This is a genomic window from Burkholderia sp. WAC0059, assembly GCF_002870125.1.
Taxonomy (GTDB): Bacteria; Pseudomonadota; Gammaproteobacteria; order Burkholderiales; family Burkholderiaceae; genus Paraburkholderia.
In genome coordinates this window covers 213,232-228,488 of record NZ_PNEO01000004.1, presented here as the reverse complement: position 1 = coordinate 228,488, position 15,257 = coordinate 213,232, and the positions used below count along the sequence as shown (strand labels likewise).

At 66.2% G+C, this 15,257-nt stretch carries 13 protein-coding genes; 7 read left to right on the top strand and 6 right to left on the bottom strand.

Annotated features, from left to right (window positions below):
* The first annotated feature begins 63 nt into the window (after positions 1-63).
* The 3 genes from CY652_RS06215 to purU all read left to right on the top strand — a co-directional run bounded on the left by CY652_RS06215 (position 64) and on the right by purU (position 2,540).
* The gene (locus CY652_RS06215) at positions 64-630 is read left to right on the top strand and encodes an adenine phosphoribosyltransferase (RefSeq protein WP_102129824.1); all 567 of its coding nucleotides are present in this window, start codon (positions 64-66) and stop codon (positions 628-630) included.
* A gap of 145 nt (positions 631-775) precedes the next feature.
* Complete coding sequence (locus tag CY652_RS06210) at positions 776-1,621, top strand: NUDIX hydrolase (protein ID WP_102129823.1); 846 nt, start codon at positions 776-778, stop codon at positions 1,619-1,621.
* A 49-nt stretch (positions 1,622-1,670) separates the two neighbouring features.
* Positions 1,671-2,540: a formyltetrahydrofolate deformylase gene (gene purU, locus CY652_RS06205; RefSeq protein WP_102129822.1), complete on the top strand. Its 870-nt coding sequence runs from the start codon at positions 1,671-1,673 to the stop codon at positions 2,538-2,540.
* Positions 2,541-2,594: 54 nt separating this feature from the next.
* Here the strand turns inward: purU and CY652_RS06200 are convergent, their stop codons facing one another.
* Complete coding sequence (locus CY652_RS06200) at positions 2,595-3,680, bottom strand: AI-2E family transporter (RefSeq protein WP_102129821.1); 1,086 nt, start codon at positions 3,678-3,680, stop codon at positions 2,595-2,597.
* A gap of 95 nt (positions 3,681-3,775) precedes the next feature.
* Entirely contained in the window at positions 3,776-6,664 is a 2,889-nt protein-coding gene (gene uvrA, locus CY652_RS06195; RefSeq protein WP_102129820.1) for an excinuclease ABC subunit UvrA, read from the bottom strand.
* 365 nt (positions 6,665-7,029) lie between these two features.
* Between uvrA and CY652_RS06190 the strand changes: the two genes are divergently transcribed.
* Both CY652_RS06190 and CY652_RS06185 read left to right on the top strand, forming a co-directional pair.
* Positions 7,030-8,217 carry an MFS transporter gene (locus CY652_RS06190; RefSeq protein WP_102129819.1) on the top strand — a complete coding sequence of 396 codons (1,188 nt, stop codon included), beginning with the start codon at positions 7,030-7,032 and terminating at the stop codon, positions 8,215-8,217.
* 57 nt (positions 8,218-8,274) lie between these two features.
* Positions 8,275-8,826: a single-stranded DNA-binding protein gene (locus CY652_RS06185; protein WP_102129818.1), complete on the top strand. Its 552-nt coding sequence runs from the start codon at positions 8,275-8,277 to the stop codon at positions 8,824-8,826.
* Between the two features lie 207 nt (positions 8,827-9,033).
* Here the strand turns inward: CY652_RS06185 and CY652_RS06180 are convergent, their stop codons facing one another.
* The 4 genes from CY652_RS06180 to CY652_RS06165 form a co-directional block, all read right to left on the bottom strand.
* Complete coding sequence (locus tag CY652_RS06180; protein ID WP_102129817.1) at positions 9,034-9,699, bottom strand: DUF799 domain-containing protein; 666 nt, start codon at positions 9,697-9,699, stop codon at positions 9,034-9,036.
* Positions 9,700-9,709: 10 nt separating this feature from the next.
* A complete protein-coding gene (locus CY652_RS06175) occupies positions 9,710-10,024 on the bottom strand; it encodes a DUF4810 domain-containing protein (RefSeq protein WP_258002212.1) in 315 nt (104 codons plus the stop codon).
* A gap of 120 nt (positions 10,025-10,144) precedes the next feature.
* On the bottom strand, positions 10,145-10,819 hold the full coding sequence (locus tag CY652_RS06170) for a CsgG/HfaB family protein (protein WP_102129815.1): 675 nt from the start codon (positions 10,817-10,819) through the stop codon (positions 10,145-10,147).
* A gap of 761 nt (positions 10,820-11,580) precedes the next feature.
* Complete coding sequence (locus tag CY652_RS06165) at positions 11,581-12,432, bottom strand: LysR substrate-binding domain-containing protein (protein WP_102129814.1); 852 nt, start codon at positions 12,430-12,432, stop codon at positions 11,581-11,583.
* A gap of 111 nt (positions 12,433-12,543) precedes the next feature.
* Here CY652_RS06165 and CY652_RS06160 point away from each other — a divergent pair, with 111 nt between their 5' ends.
* Positions 12,544-13,182 (top strand): LysE family translocator, encoded by a 639-nt coding sequence (locus CY652_RS06160; protein WP_102129813.1) that lies wholly within the window; start codon positions 12,544-12,546, stop codon positions 13,180-13,182.
* Positions 13,183-13,514: 332 nt separating this feature from the next.
* Positions 13,515-15,152 (top strand): methyl-accepting chemotaxis protein, encoded by a 1,638-nt coding sequence (locus CY652_RS06155; protein ID WP_102129812.1) that lies wholly within the window; start codon positions 13,515-13,517, stop codon positions 15,150-15,152.
* Positions 15,153-15,257 lie beyond the last annotated feature (105 nt).

The window sequence follows — 15,257 nt, the reverse complement described above, 5'->3', positions numbered from 1 at the left end:
CTTCTGGCCGGCCGAGCCCATGCCGCGGCCCGCACGCGTTACCCACATTACCCGGAGAGATTCATGTCCCACGTTCCCGCGAGCGCATCCGCGGATGCCGCGCAGTTCATCCACGGCCAGATCCGCACGGTGCCCGACTGGCCGCAGCCGGGCGTGCAGTTTCGCGACATCACCCCGCTTTTGCGCAATCCGAAGGCGCTGCGCGTATTGATCGACCTGTTCGTCGAGCGCTACGTCGGCACGAAGCTCGACTACGTGGCCGGGCTCGACGCGCGCGGCTTCATCATCGGGCCGATGGTCGCCTACGAGCTCGGCCTCGGCTTCATTCCCGTGCGCAAGGCCGGCAAGCTGCCGTACCGGACCGTTTCCGAGACCTACACGCTCGAATACGGCAGCGCCACCGTCGAGATTCACGAGGACGCCTGCGGTCCCGGCGACCGGGTCGTGATCGTCGACGACCTGATCGCGACCGGCGGCACGATGCTGGCCGGCACGCGCCTGCTCCAGCGGCTCGGCGCGCAGGTCGTCGAGGGCGCGGCGATCATCGATCTGCCCGACCTCGGCGGCTCGAAGCGCCTGACCGCCGCCGGCCTGCCGCTTTTCACGATCACGTCGTTCGGCGGGCATTGATCGCCCGCATCGCCCGATATCATCCGACCGTCCGCGTCCTGTCCGGCGGCCGCCTCGCGCCGCGAGACCGGACCCGCGGGCGGCAGGCGGCCGGCGCGCCGCCGCAATCGCCGCCGCGCCGGCCGCATTCACGGAGTACCCCGACATGACCCTGCCCTGCATCGGCGCCGCGCGCCGTTTCGACGTGAGCGCGCATTTTCCGTTCTGGATCGGCGACGAGCGCGTCGGCTGGATTCGCGCGACCGACGCGCCGTTGCTCGCGCGCTGGCCGGACGTGTTCGTGCAGGACGGCGCGCGCATCTCGCTCGCGCCGCATCTGAATACGCAGACGCTGCGCAGCGCCGCGCTCGGCGCCGTGATCGGCGCGCTCGCGGCCGAGGGCCGGATTCACGGCTGGCGCGACGAGATCTACGCGATCCGCAACGCGTTCGACGCGCCGCCGCTCGCCTACATCGAGCGGGCCGCCTCGCGCTTCTTCGGCACGATGACGTGGGCGGTCCATCTGAACGGCGTCGTAGAATGGGCGGGCCGCGCGCCGCAGCTCTGGATCGCGCGGCGCAGCGAGACCAAGGCCACCGATCCGGGCATGCTGGACAACGTCGTGGCGGGCGGCATCGGTTGGGGCTTCGGCGTCGAGGCGACGATCGTCAAGGAGTGTTGGGAGGAAGCCGGCATCGCCGAGGCGCTGGCTTCGCGCGCGCAGCCGGGACGCGCGGTTCATGTGCTGCAGTCGCTGCCCGAGGGCACGCAGGCCGAGCAGATCTTCATCTACGATCTCGCGCTGCCCGAGGATTTCGCCCCGCATAATCAGGACGGCGAAGTCGGCGAGCACCGGCTCGCGCGCATCGACGACGTGGCGCGCTGGATCGAGGATGGCGAAATGACGGTGGACGCGAGCCTCGCGACGCTCGACTGCCTGCTGCGCCGTCGCTGGATCGACGAGGCAGCCTGCGAGGGCATCGACGCGTTGTTCTCGCCGCCGGCGCTCTAGTTCGCGCCGGGGCCGCACCGAATCACTGAAACACGGAGTTACCGGGGTCATGTCGACCGATCACAGCTTCATTCTCAAACTGTCGTGCGCCGACCGGCCGGGCATCGTGCATGCCGTGTCGGGCTTCCTGTTCGAGCGCGGCGCCAACATTCTCGATTCGGCGCAGTTCGGCGACAGCCACACGGGCGAATTCTTCATGCGCGTGCATTTCCAGCAGGTCGGCGGCGATCCCGGCCTCGACGCGCTGCGCGCGGACTTCGCGCCGCTCGCCTCGCAGTTCGGCATGCGCTGGGAATTGCACGACGCGAACCGGAAGCCGCGCGTCGTCATCATGGTCTCGAAGATCGGCCATTGCCTGAACGACCTGTTGTTCCGCTATCGCACGGGCCAACTGGGGATCGAGATTCCGGCCATCCTCTCGAACCACAGCGACTTCTACCAGCTTGCCGCGAGCTACAACATTCCGTTCCACCACTTCCCGCTTGCGCATGCGACGCCCGAGGCGAAGGCCGCGCAGGAAGCGCGCGTGCTCGAGGTGATCGAGAGCCACGGCGCGGACCTCGTCGTGCTCGCGCGCTACATGCAGGTCCTCTCGCCGGCGCTCTGCGAGCGGCTGGCCGGCCGCGCGATCAACATCCATCATTCGTTCTTGCCGAGCTTCAAGGGCGCGAAGCCCTACTACCAGGCGTTCGACCGCGGCGTGAAGCTGATCGGCGCGACCGCGCACTACGTGACGACCGATCTCGACGAAGGCCCGATCATCGAGCAGGAGGTGGAGCGGGTCGACCACAGCATGACGCCGGAGCAGCTCACCGCGATCGGCCGGGACGTGGAGTGCGTGACGCTCGCGCGCGCCGTGAAGTGGCACGTCGAGCATCGCATCGTGCTCAACGGCAGCAAGACGGTCGTGTTCCGCTAATGTTTTGCTGATCCGTTCCGTCGTCCCGGGCCGCCCGAGGCGACGGCCGCGGCCTCAGACGAGCCGCAGGCTGACCAGTTCCCGCTTGACGTAGGCGTAGAAAATCGGCGCCGCGATGACGCCGGGAATGCCGAACGCGGCTTCCATCACCATCATCGCGACGAGCAGTTCCCACGAGCGCGCTTCGATCTCGCCGCCGACGATGCGCGCGTTCAGGAAATACTCGAGCTTGTGGATGACGACCAGGAACGCGAGCGACGTGATCGCGGCCGGCAGGCTCACGGTCAGCGCGATGGCGACGATCAGCGTGTTGGAAATCAGGTTGCCGATCACGGGCAGCAGGCCGATGACGAACGTGACGATGACGAGCGTCTTCGCGAGCGGCAGCGTCGAGTGGAAGAGCGGCAGCGCGACGAGCAGATAGACGCCCGTGAATGCAGTGTTGATCGCCGAAATCTTCACCTGTGCGAAGACGATGCGGCGGAACGCGTCGGCAAAGCGCGAAACGCGCGCGACGAACGCCCGCGCGAGCGGCAGCCGCCGCGTGCCGCGCTGCTCGCCGACCGCGACGATGGCGCCGATGATCATGCCGATCACGATGTGGCCGAACACCCGCGCGGCGCTCTTGCCGCCCTGCTGCAGTTGGGTGGCGTGCTCGCGCATCAGCGAGACGGCCTTCACCTTCATCTGGCCGACGTCCACGGGCAGATAGGCGGCGACCGCGTCGGGAATGCGGCCGCGCGCGTGGTCGAGGAACGCCATCGTCTGGTCGAGCACTTTCTGCATGCCGGGCATGTCCCGCTCGAAGTGCTCGATGACGCCGACCGTCACGCCCGTGAGCACGCCGACGATGATCGTCGAGAGCAGCACGACGGCCGCCCAGCGCGCGCGCTGGCTCGACGTGTGGCGCTCGATCAGCGGCGAGATGGCATGCACGAGCTGGTAGACGAGCATGCCGGCGAGCAGCGCGCCGAGCAGCTTGAACTCCAGCGTCGCCCACAGGGCCAGCACGGCGCTCGCGTAGCTCCCCGCCTCGACGACGGAGAGCCGCGGTGCGCCCGCCTCGTCGGCCGGCCTGACCGGACGCGGGCGCAGATCGTGCACCTGCCTGTTTTCCGGCGCTTCGTTGCGTTTGACCATCTCGTGTTTCGCTTTCCGATCGTGCTATTGCCGGCTTGCCGCGACGCCGTCGCCGGCGTCGTCTTGGTTTTCCTCGCGCGAACGCGCCCCTGCTCCTACCGGGCGGCCGCGGCCGCCGCGGCGACCGTGCGGCCGAGCAGCGGGGCCAGATAGCGGCCCGTGAAGCTCGCCTTCGACTGCGCGACGTCTTCCGGCGTGCCCTGCGCGATGATCTGCCCGCCGCCGGCGCCGCCCTCGGGGCCGAGGTCGATGACCCAGTCGGCGGTTTTGATCACGTCGAGATTATGCTCGATGATGACGACCGTGTTGCCCTGGTCGCGAAGCCGGTGGATCACTTCGAGCAGCAGCGCGATGTCGTGGAAGTGCAGGCCGGTCGTCGGCTCGTCGAGGATGTAGAGCGTGCGGCCCGTGTCGCGCTTGGAGAGTTCGAGCGAGAGCTTCACGCGCTGCGCCTCGCCGCCCGAGAGCGTCGTGGCGGACTGGCCGAGGCGGATGTAGCCGAGGCCGACGTCGAGCAGCGTCTTGAGCTTGCGCGCGACGACGGGCACGGGGCGGAAGAACTCGTGCGCCTGCTCGACCGTCATGTCGAGCACCTCGCTGATGCTCTTGCCCTTGTACTGCACTTCGAGCGTCTCGCGGTTGTAGCGCTTGCCGTGGCAGACGTCGCAGGGCACGTAGACGTCGGGCAGGAAGTGCATCTCGACCTTCAGCACGCCGTCGCCCTGGCAGGTCTCGCAGCGCCCGCCCTTCACGTTGAACGAGAAGCGGCCCGGATCGTAGCCGCGCTCCTTGGCGGCCGGCACGCCGGCGAACAGCTCGCGGATCGGCGTGAAGAGGCCCGTGTAGGTGGCCGGATTCGAACGCGGCGTGCGGCCGATCGGCGACTGGTCCACGTTGATGACCTTGTCGAAATGCTCGAGCCCCTCGATCGCCTCGAACGGCGCGGGCTCGGCCGACGAGCCGTAGAGGTGCTGGGCGACCGCGTGATAGAGCGTGTCGTTGATGAGCGTGGATTTGCCCGAGCCCGACACGCCCGTCACGCAGGTGAGGAGCCCCACGGGCAGGTCGAGCGTGACGCGCTTCAGGTTGTTGCCGTGCGCCTCGACGATACGCAGCCACCGGTCGCCGGGCGCGTTGCGCTCGTCCGGATACTCGATGCGGCGCGCGCCCGAGAGGTACTGGCCCGTCATCGAGGCCGGGTCGGCCTCGACCTGCGCCGGCGTGCCCTGCGCGATCACCATGCCGCCGTGCACGCCGGCGCCCGGCCCCATGTCGACCACGTAGTCGGCCATGCGGATCATGTCCTCGTCGTGCTCGACGACGATCACCGAGTTGCCGAGGTCGCGCAGATGCTTGAGCGTCGCGATGAGCCGGTCGTTGTCGCGCTGGTGCAGGCCGATCGACGGCTCGTCGAGCACGTACATCACGCCGGTCAGGCCCGAGCCGATCTGCGAGGCGAGCCGGATGCGCTGCGCCTCGCCGCCCGAGAGCGTTTCCGCGCTGCGTTCGAGCGAGAGGTAGTCGAGCCCGACGTTGTTGAGGAACATGAGGCGCGCGACGATCTCCTTCACGACCTTGTCGGCGATCTCGCGCTTCGCGCCTTCGAGACGCAGCGTCTGGAAGTAGCCGAGCGCGTCGCGCAGCGGCCAGCCGCTCACTTCATAGATGCCGCGCGCGTCCTCGTTCGCGCCGATGCGCACGAAGCGCGCCTCGCGGCGCAGCCGCGTGCCCTCGCAGGCGGGGCACGCCTGGTTGTTCTGGTACTTCGCGAGCTCCTCGCGCACCGCCACCGAATCGGTTTCGCGATAGCGCCGGTCGAGGTTCGGAATGATCCCCTCGAACACGTGCTCGCGCACCGACGTGCGGCCGCGCTCGTTGATGTAGGAGAACGGGATCTGCTCCTTGCCCGAGCCGTAGAGCAGGATCTTGCGGACCTTCTCGGGCAAGTCCTCGAACGGCGTGTCGATGTCGAAGTCGTAGAACGCCGCGAGGCTTTGCAGCATCTGGAAGTAGAACTGGTTGCGCCGGTCCCAGCCCTTCACGGCGCCCGCCGCGAGCGAGAGCGACGGGTGCGCGACCACGCGCTTCGGATCGAAGAACGTGATCTGGCCCAGCCCGTCGCATTCGGGGCACGCGCCCATCGGGTTGTTGAACGAGAAGAGGCGCGGCTCGAGCTCCGGCAGCGAATACGAGCAGATCGGGCAGGCGAACTTCGAGCTGAACAGATGCTCGCGGTTCGTGTCCATTTCGAGCGCGACGGCGCGGCCGTCGGCGAGGCGCAGCGCCGTCTCGAACGATTCGGCGAGGCGCTGCTTCATGTCCGCGCGGACCTTGAGCCGGTCGACCACCACGTCGACCGTGTGGCGCTCGCTTTTTTTAAGCTTCGGCAGGGAGTCGACCTCGTAGATCTTCGCCTCGCCCTCGTTCGCGGTGCCGCCGCCCGAGCGCACGCGAAAGCGCACGAAGCCCTGCGCCTGCATGTCGTCGAACAGTTCCGTGTGCTCGCCCTTGCGGTCGGCGACGACGGGCGCGAGGATCATCAGCTTCGTGTCCTCGGGCAGCGCGAGCGCCGCGTCGACCATCTGCGAGACGCTTTGCGCCGCGAGCGCGATGCCGTGGTCGGGGCAGTAGGGCGTGCCGACGCGTGCGTAAAGTAGCCGCAGGTAGTCGTGGATTTCCGTGACCGTGCCGACCGTCGAGCGCGGGTTGTGCGAGGTGGCCTTCTGCTCGATCGAAATGGCGGGCGAGAGCCCCTCGATCAGGTCCACGTCGGGCTTTTCCATCAACTGCAGGAATTGCCGCGCATAGGCCGAGAGGCTTTCGACGTAGCGCCGCTGGCCTTCCGCGTAGAGCGTGTCGAACGCGAGCGAGGACTTGCCCGAGCCGGATAGACCGGTGATCACGACCAGCTTGTGGCGCGGAAGGTCGAGATTGACGTTCTTCAGGTTGTGGGTTCGGGCCCCACGGATACGGATTTGTTCCATGAACCTGCCACAAGAGGAGGAGGCTAAACCTGCTACTATAACGGCTTTTCCGGACCCCCGTTACGGCTTGCTGACAGGCGACTGACGGCCCTGGAATGCCCCTGAAAGGGACGCGGTGCAGACTGTCGCGAGCGCGTCGCGGCAGGGTCGTCCGGTTGTCGTCCCGTCGCGGTCCGGTTGCAGCCCGGTTGTAGTCCGATCGCACGCTGTCGGCCACGGCCACGGCCATGCCGCGCGGCGGCCGCTCCGGCGCCGCGCGGCGACGGCCTGCCGTTCCGCCGTCCGTACCCGTGCGGCGCGGCGCTCGCCCGCCGTGTCCGGGAAGTACCCGCGCATCGCGGGCCAGAATCCAAACATTGTTCCCGATGTCCAATCCGTCCGCCACATCCACACGCATGAGCGCGCCCGAGCGGCGCGCGACCGTCTCCCTCGCGGCGATCTTCGCGCTGCGCATGCTGGGCCTCTTCATGATCATGCCGGTGTTTTCGGTCTACGCGAAAACGATCCCCGGCGGGAACGACGTGTTTCTCGTCGGCGTCGCGCTCGGCGCCTACGGCGTCACGCAGTCGCTGCTCTACATCTTCTACGGATGGGTGTCGGACCGCGTGGGCCGCAAGCCCGTCATCGCGACGGGCCTCGTCATCTTCGCGATCGGCAGCTTCGTGGCCGCGTCCGCGCACGACATGACCTGGATTATCGTCGGCCGCGTGATCCAGGGGATGGGCGCCGTGTCCTCGGCGGTGATCGCGTTCATCGCTGACCTCACCTCCGAGCAGAACCGCACCAAGGCCATGGCGATGGTGGGCGGCAGCATCGGCATTTCGTTCGCCGTCGCGATCGTCGGCGCGCCCATCGTGTTCGAGTTCGTCGGCATGAGCGGGCTCTTCGCGATCGTCGGCGTGCTCTCGATTCTCGCCGTCGGCGTCGTGCTCTGGATCGTGCCCGACGCGCCGAAGCCCGTGCACGTGCGCGCGCCGTTCGCCGAGGTGCTGCACAACGTCGAGCTTCTGCGGCTCAATTTCGGCGTGCTGGTGCTGCACGCGACGCAGACGGCGCTCTTTCTCGTGGTGCCGCGCCTGCTCGTCGACGCGGGCCTGCCGGTGGCGGACCACTGGGAAGTGTATCTGCCCGTGATGGGCCTTTCGTTCTTCGCGATGGTGCCCGCCATCATCGCGGCCGAGAAGCGGGGCAAGATGAAGGCCGTGCTCGTCTCGGCCGTCGCGCTTATCCTGATCGGCCAGCTATTGCTCGGCGCTGCGCCGCATACCATTCTGATCGTGGCCGCGATTCTGTTCGTGTACTTCCTGGGCTTCAACGTTCTCGAGGCGTCGCAGCCCTCGCTTGTGTCCAAGCTCGCGCCGGGCACGCGCAAGGGCGCGGCGGCCGGCGTGTACAACACGACGCAGTCGATCGGGCTCGCGCTCGGCGGCTTCGCGGGCGGGTGGCTCCTCAAGAGCGGCGGCCCCAGCGTGGTGTTTTACGCCTGCTCGGGGCTGGTCTTGTGCTGGCTTATAATCGCGGCCAATATGAAGGCGCCGCCGCGCCGCGGCTGATATCGGGTCGCGAGCGCCGGCGCGTTCGCGCGCAACGGAATCCACAGGAGAAACTTTATGGCATCGGTGAACAAGGTCATTCTCGTCGGCAATCTCGGTGCCGATCCCGAAGTGCGCTACCTGCCGAGCGGCGACGCGGTGGCGAACATCCGGCTTGCCACGACCGATCGCTACAAGGACAAGGCGTCCGGCGACATGAAGGAAATGACCGAATGGCACCGCGTCGCGTTCTTCGGCCGCCTCGCGGAAATCGTGTCGGAATACCTGAAGAAGGGCTCGTCGGTCTATATCGAGGGCCGTATCCGCACCCGCAAGTGGCAGGCGCAGGACGGCACCGACCGTTACTCGACCGAGATCGTCGCGGACCAGATGCAGATGCTGGGCGGCCGCGGCGGCGGCGCGGCGATGGGCGGGGACGACGGCGGATATGGCGGCCGCGAGCCGGTCGAGTCGTCGTCGCGCGGTGGTAGTGGCGGCGGCGGCCGGGCGGCCGGTGGCGGCGGTGCCGGGCGTAGCGGTGGTAACGGCGGTGGCGGCAACGGCGGCGGCCGCTCCAGCGCGCCGGCCGGCGGCGGGTTCGACGAGATGGACGACGATATTCCGTTCTAACCGGAATATCGGGGTCACGTATAAAGCATGCCCCGGTTCTCTCTTTCAAGCCAAAGGCTTGAAAGAGAGAACCGGGGCTCTTCTTTTTCGACCGGCATGACGTGCCAGCGGAACATAACGCGTCGGTCGGGAGTTGCGCCAGCCCAGACGATCTGGAGCCGGCGCCGCGTTCCTCCCTTGTGATCGATGCTTTTTTTGCCGGAGCGGTCAGTCGGTGCCGTACTTCGGCGATCGCGGCCCATACAGGAGCCCGTTCGGCGGTCCCGCGTGCAGCAGGCGATAGCTTGTCACCGCGGCAATATCGTGGCTTTTGTCGGTCAGCGAGTTCGCAATTTGCTTGACGGCTGCGATTATCAGCATGCCGATCAGTCCGCCGCCAGAGCTATTGTTGCCCTCGTTGCTGTTTGCACTCGCGCTGCCCTGCCACAGTATGTCGCCCGTCTTGAGGTCTATGAGCTTTGCGGATGCCGTGACCACGGTTGCGCTGTCGACTATGTGGTACACCGTGCCGTACTGGGTGACTTTGGCGTACAGCGCTGCGTCGGCGCCGAAGATTTCGCGCAGCTTCGCTGGTGACGTCGCCTGGATGTCGGCCGCCGTCGTCAGGCCGTTTTGCTTGAACGTCTCGTCCATCACCGCCACCGGCACCACGTAGTAGCCGGATTCGGCAAGCGGCATGGTCATCTGTGAAAGCATGCTGTTCGTTGCGTTGACGTCGGTGGTTTCGTTCGTCGGCGGCAACACCAGGATCGAGCGCGGCCGGCTGTTCTTGAACGCGGTGTAGTCAACATGCCTGACGGGTTGCGCGCACGCAGCCAGCAGGGCGAGAGTCGACAGGGCAAGCCAGAGCTTGAAGGAAAGGAACTTTGACATGGCGGCTCGCTCAGGGCTGTTTGGGTTTCTTCATCAGGAAATCCATATAGGTCGCGGACTCCGGAAACAGCTCCTTTTCGACCTCGAACTCCTGCATGGCCTGTGTTTCGTTGCCGACGCTCGCGTACAGCATGCCCAGTTGCGCATGGAAGCCGGGCGGCGGCGTGTGGCCGCTGGCGCGAATTTCCTGAAGCGCTTTTTCGAGCGCGTCGATCTGCTCCTGCGGCGCCTTTGCACCATTGAGGTAGTCGTAGACAGCCGGCTGGTAGCCGGTCCATTGGTAAATCGGCGGCGGGCTGTTCGCTGCGCATCCCGTAAGAAGCATCGCTGCCGCCGTTACCGGCAGGCAGATTCCCCGTATCGTGCTGTTGTAGTTCATCGTAAAAGTTTTGAGTGTGTCTGCTTCGGATACCGTTGAATCGTGGATGGACCGGGGCGTTCTCCGTTACCGGGTTGCCTTGAGCGCGCCCGCATCCACCTGTGCTACCAGGTGGTTGACGGCCTCCTGGATAGCGAGGTCCAGCACCTTGCCGTTCAGCGTCGAGTCATAGCTGGCCGTGCCACCGAAGCCGATGACTTCGCGATTCGACAGACTGAATTCGCCGGCTCCCTCGCTCGATGCCACGACTTCCGATGTCGAGGTATCCACTACGTTGAGGCTCACCTTCGCATACGCGACCTGGGCCTTGCCCTGGCCGAGGATGCCGAACAGCTCCTGGTCCCCCACCTCCTTGCGCCCAAACTCGGTCACGTCCCCGGTAATGACGTAGTGCGCGCCCTTGATTGCCGGTGCCTGCTTCAGGAAACCCGCTTCCTGGCGGATTTCGTCGAGGTTGTCGCGATCGAGGACGTTGAAGCGCCCGCTTTGCTGAAGCGCCGTGATGAGGATCGTCTTCGCCTGGCCGCCGAGGCGATCGACATTGTCGGAAAAGATGCCGCGCATGTAGCTCGACCGGTTGTCGAACTTGCCCACCGCAATCGCGACCGGCTTGCCCGTGGCCGGAATCTGGGCACTGGCGACCGGCGGTACGGGCAGAGAGTGCGACGACTCGGTCGCGCATCCGCCCAGTGCCGCGATGGCGGCCGCGAGAATAACCCCGTATGTCTTCGGCAGATTCATTTTTCTCCTTTTCTTTACGAAATAACGGTAATCAATGTAGTGCCCGGATAGCGCGACAGGAGGGACATGACCACCATGACGACCGACCGATAGAGCCGTAGTCGCGATGGGTCGCAGGTAAAGTCACAGAGTACGAATGTCTGGACAATGACGTACCCGCGGGCCACTGCGAAATTGACCGGAGCGGTTTCGCGACGTCAACTAAGTGGGCCAGATTTCATCAAGAGTCATTTCCCCGGACTCGCCGCATAGATTTATTGTTGGCGAGGAGCGAGACGTACAGAGAACGAAGAACCCTTAGGGAGGGTTGTCATATTTCTGTGGCAACGGCGAATATCGCCATTACTTATCAGAGCCGCCTTGTAGCTACTTACGAGGGACGGCCTGCTCCTCGGGCGCTAATTCTACCGAAAATCATTTTAGAATCATGTGGCGGCCCGTTCTTTCGTATTGTTTCGAGGTTGCGAATTAACTGGCAAGGCAATCATTATTTTCCCTGCATAAAGAGAGCATTCGTTTCCCTCGATGTGGAGATGAATGGCATCTCCTGATGACTTGATTCCGATAAGGCTCCTGGTTGATTCGCTGGGATTCATAGGGGTTCAATATGTAGCCTATGATTTGATTGCTGGAATTTTTAAAATTGAACCGGACCAAAATGAAAAATGGAAGTCCTTGTTTGGCTTTTCTTTTTGTTTTTGTACCGGGCCGCTTCTAATTCGCCGTTCCCGACTTTGCGTCGGGTGCGACTGGAAACACCCTCACGCCCTAAGCTCCGCCAGCATCTGCTCCGCCAGAAACTCGCAAGGCGGCCGCGCGGACCGCGCGCTACGGGCGAGCACGACTTCGAGCGCCGCCAGCGGCGGCAGGCCTTCGGCCTCCCCGAGTTCGGCGAGATGCTTCGGTACGCTGCAGCGCGCGAGCGGCGTGACGGCGAGCCCGGCTTCGACCATGCTGACGACGCCGAGCAGGCTCGGGCTTTCATACGACATCCGGTATTTGATGCCGGCCCGCTGCAGCGCGGCGATCGCGTAGGAGCGGACCGTGCTGCCCGGCTCGAAGACGGCGATCGGCAACGGACGCTCCTTCCACACCTGCTGGTTGCCGCGCGCGGCCGCCCAGACCGCCGGCTCGAACCGGATGAATTCGCCCGTGACGCCGCGGATTTTCGTGATGCAGGCGAGGTCGAGCGTGTTGTCCTTGAGCAGCGGGACGAGGGCGCCGCTCGGCAGCCCGATGACGCGGATTTCCACGCGCGGATGGGCGACCGCGAATTTGCGCAGCACGGCCGGCAGCAGCGACGAGGCGTAATCGTCGGGCACGCCGATCGTGACGCGTCCGCGAATCTCGGGGCGGACCACCGAGGCCCAGGCCTCCTCGCGGATCGCCAGCATGCGGCGGCCGTAATCGACGAGCGTCCGGCCGTCCGGGGTCAGCGCGACGTTGCGCGTGTCGCGCGTGAAGAGCGGCTTGCCGAGCGACGCTTCGAGCGACCGGATCTGCATGCTCACCGCCGAGGGGGAGCGGTGCACGGATTCGGCGGCGCCGGCGAACGAACCGGCGTCGGCCACCGCGACGACCATCTCCAGCACGTCGAGATCGAGCTTTTTCATATTCGTCAGAAAATCTGATTAATTGGTTCAGTTTAATCCGTTTTACGACGCTGTCGCGCAATCCGATACTGTTCACCGTGATCGACGATGGAGCCGCGGCAGAGGGAAGGGATGGGGACGATTTACGAATTCGTGACCGTGGGCAGCATGCTGGCCGTCACGCCGGGGCCCAACATGGTCTACGTGATGTCGCGCTCGGTCGCGCAGGGGCCGAGGGCAGGGCTGACGTCGCTCGCGGGCGTGATGCTCGGCTACCTGTTCTACATGTTCGGCGCGGCGTTCGGGATCACGGCGCTGTTTCTTGGCGTGCCGGACGCGGGCCGCGTTCTCGCGGCCGGCGGCGCGCTCTATCTGTTCTATCTGGCCTGGCAGGCGTTGAGGCCCGGGGGACGTTCGCCGCTGCAGATCGGCGAAGTGCGGGCCGAGCGGCCGCGCCGGCTGTTCGCGATGGGCGCGGCGACGAGCCTCCTGAACCCGAAGCTCGCCATGATCTTCCTGTCGCTGCTGCCGCAGTTCATCGACTATCGCGCCGGCAACGTGCTCAGGCAGTCGCTGGTGCTGGGCGCCTCGCTTTGCGGCGCGTTTCTCTCGGTCAACGCGCTCGTGGCCGTGTCCTCGGGCAGCGTCGCGGGATTCCTCGCGAGGCGTCCGCGCTGGCTGCTCGTCCAGCGCGCGGTGATGGGCGCGATGCTCCTCGTGCTGGCCGCGAAGATGGGTCTCGAAGCCTGGCACTGGAGCGTGCGCGGCTGACGTCGCGGTTTCCGCTTTTTCGGAAGTTCGGCCGTCGCGCGCCTCGATCCGGCGGAAGGGCGAGTGTCGTTTTGATGAACCGCGCGCGACTTTATTAGTGTCCGGTCTCGATTCGTCGCGCCCCGATCTGGCTGCTTCCGAATCACTTCAAAAGGAACAATCGGTTAGACGCGCTTCGCGCGAAATCCGCCGGCCGGCAGGCCGTCAAACGTCGGTCCCGGGAGGCCGTCGCAGTCCCGAGCCGACTCAAGCGCCGAAGCCGCCAAACCGTTAACCCTGACATGGCTGTTTGCCAGATTGCTCCCTTCAATCCAGCCCATCAGGTGTCCACGATGTTCAGCAAGATCAAGATTGCTTCCGGCATGTTGTGTGTTCTCGCAGCGTTCTGCGTGTTGCAGCTCGTGACCGAGGGGTTGGGTTTCTGGTCGCTGGCGCGTTCGCACGACGACGTCGGCGATCTCTCTAACGTCGCGTTGAAGCAGGAGAATGCGATCAACCTGACGACGCAGGAATTGATGGACGCGCGCATCAACCTTTCGCGCGCCGGCACGCGGATGGTGCGCGGCGGCAGCGAACCGGCCGACATCGTCAATCACGCGCGCGCGCAGTTGCAGCTCGCCGAACAGTCGTTCGCCGTGTTCGCGAACACGGCGCAGATCAATAGCGAAAACCGCACGCACACCGACGCCGTGGCGCAGCGCTATCACGCGCTGCACGAGGCGCTGACCGAGCTTGCGCAATACCTCGACGCGGGCAACATCCAGGCGTTCCTCGACCAGCCGACGCAGTCGTTCCAGGACGCCTATCTCGGCGAGCTGCAGGCGTTCGTGCAGTTCAGCTCGGCGGCGACGCGCGCCTCGCTCGATTCGATCGACACGCGTCTCGCGCTTTTCCGCAGCGTGGGCATTGCGATTCTCGTCGTGCTCGTCGCGCTGACCGTCGGCGTGTACGCCGCGCTGCGGCGCGGCGTCGTGGCGCCGCTCGAAGAAGCGGGCCGCCACTTCGAGCGCATCGCGCGCGGGCATCTCGACGAACCCGTCGTCGCCCACGGCCAGAACGAGATCGGCCGGCTGCTGCACGGGCTCGCCATGATGCAGACGAGCGTCGCGCGCACCGTGCAGACGGTGCGCGAGGCCGCCGATTCGATCCACCTCGGCGCCGACGAGATCGCGACCGGCAACGCCGACCTCTCGGCGCGCACCGAAAGCCAGGCCGCCTCGCTCGAACAGACCACGGCGAGCATGGGCGAGCTGACGGGCGCCGTGCGCCGCAACGCCGAGCACGCGGGCGAGGCGAACGCGCTCGCGACGGGCGCGCTCGACGCGACTTCGCGCGGCAACTCCGTCGTGAACGACGTCGTGGAGCGCATGCACGCCATTGCCGAAAGCTCGGGGAAAATCGCGGAGATCATCGGCGTGATCGACGGCATCGCGTTCCAGACCAACATCCTCGCGCTCAACGCGGCCGTCGAGGCGGCGCGCGCGGGCGAGCACGGCCGCGGCTTCGCGGTGGTCGCCTCCGAGGTGCGTGCGCTCGCGCAGCGCAGCGCGCAGTCGGCCAGGGAGATCAAGACGCTGATCGACGATTCGGTCGGCCAGATCCGGGGCGGCGCGGAGCGCGTCGAACACGCGGGCGAGGCGATGCGCGGCGTGTCGGAATCGATCTCGAAGCTCACGCAGATGATCGCCGACATCAGCGGTTCGTCGCGCGAGCAGAGCACGGGCATCGAGCAGGTGAACCAGGCCGTCGCGCAGATGGACCAGATGACCCAGCAGAATGCGGCGCTCGTCGAGGAGGCCGCCGCCGCGGCCGCGTCGCTGCATCAACAGACGCGGCAGCTCAAGGAGGCCGTGGCCGGCTTCCAGATTTCGCGCGCGGTGCTGGGCGAGGCGGCAAGCCTTCCGTCCGGCGCGCGCGCCGCGGCGGCCCATCGCGAGACGCCGCCTGTCGCGCTGATCGCCGCTTCCTGACAGGCGTCGGCCGGGGGCGGCGGGTTTTGCAGCCGTGCCGCCGGACCCCGGCTCGCGGTCGACGGCTTATCCGGCATGCCGCGTTTCCGGGCCCAGGCCCTGCCG

Coding starts and splice junctions, on each gene's coding strand:
- CY652_RS06185 (WP_102129818.1), top strand. CDS start 8,275: ATGGCATCGGTGAACAAGGTCATTCTCGTCGGCAATCTCGGTGCCGAT.
- purU (WP_102129822.1), top strand. CDS start 1,671: ATGTCGACCGATCACAGCTTCATTCTCAAACTGTCGTGCGCCGACCGG.
- CY652_RS06180 (WP_102129817.1), bottom strand. CDS start 9,699: ATGTCAAAGTTCCTTTCCTTCAAGCTCTGGCTTGCCCTGTCGACTCTC.
- CY652_RS06175 (WP_258002212.1), bottom strand. CDS start 10,024: ATGCTTCTTACGGGATGCGCAGCGAACAGCCCGCCGCCGATTTACCAA.
- CY652_RS06160 (WP_102129813.1), top strand. CDS start 12,544: ATGGGGACGATTTACGAATTCGTGACCGTGGGCAGCATGCTGGCCGTC.
- CY652_RS06215 (WP_102129824.1), top strand. CDS start 64: ATGTCCCACGTTCCCGCGAGCGCATCCGCGGATGCCGCGCAGTTCATC.
- CY652_RS06190 (WP_102129819.1), top strand. CDS start 7,030: ATGTCCAATCCGTCCGCCACATCCACACGCATGAGCGCGCCCGAGCGG.
- CY652_RS06210 (WP_102129823.1), top strand. CDS start 776: ATGACCCTGCCCTGCATCGGCGCCGCGCGCCGTTTCGACGTGAGCGCG.
- CY652_RS06155 (WP_102129812.1), top strand. CDS start 13,515: ATGTTCAGCAAGATCAAGATTGCTTCCGGCATGTTGTGTGTTCTCGCA.
- uvrA (WP_102129820.1), bottom strand. CDS start 6,664: ATGGAACAAATCCGTATCCGTGGGGCCCGAACCCACAACCTGAAGAAC.
- CY652_RS06165 (WP_102129814.1), bottom strand. CDS start 12,432: ATGAAAAAGCTCGATCTCGACGTGCTGGAGATGGTCGTCGCGGTGGCC.
- CY652_RS06170 (WP_102129815.1), bottom strand. CDS start 10,819: ATGAATCTGCCGAAGACATACGGGGTTATTCTCGCGGCCGCCATCGCG.
- CY652_RS06200 (WP_102129821.1), bottom strand. CDS start 3,680: ATGGTCAAACGCAACGAAGCGCCGGAAAACAGGCAGGTGCACGATCTG.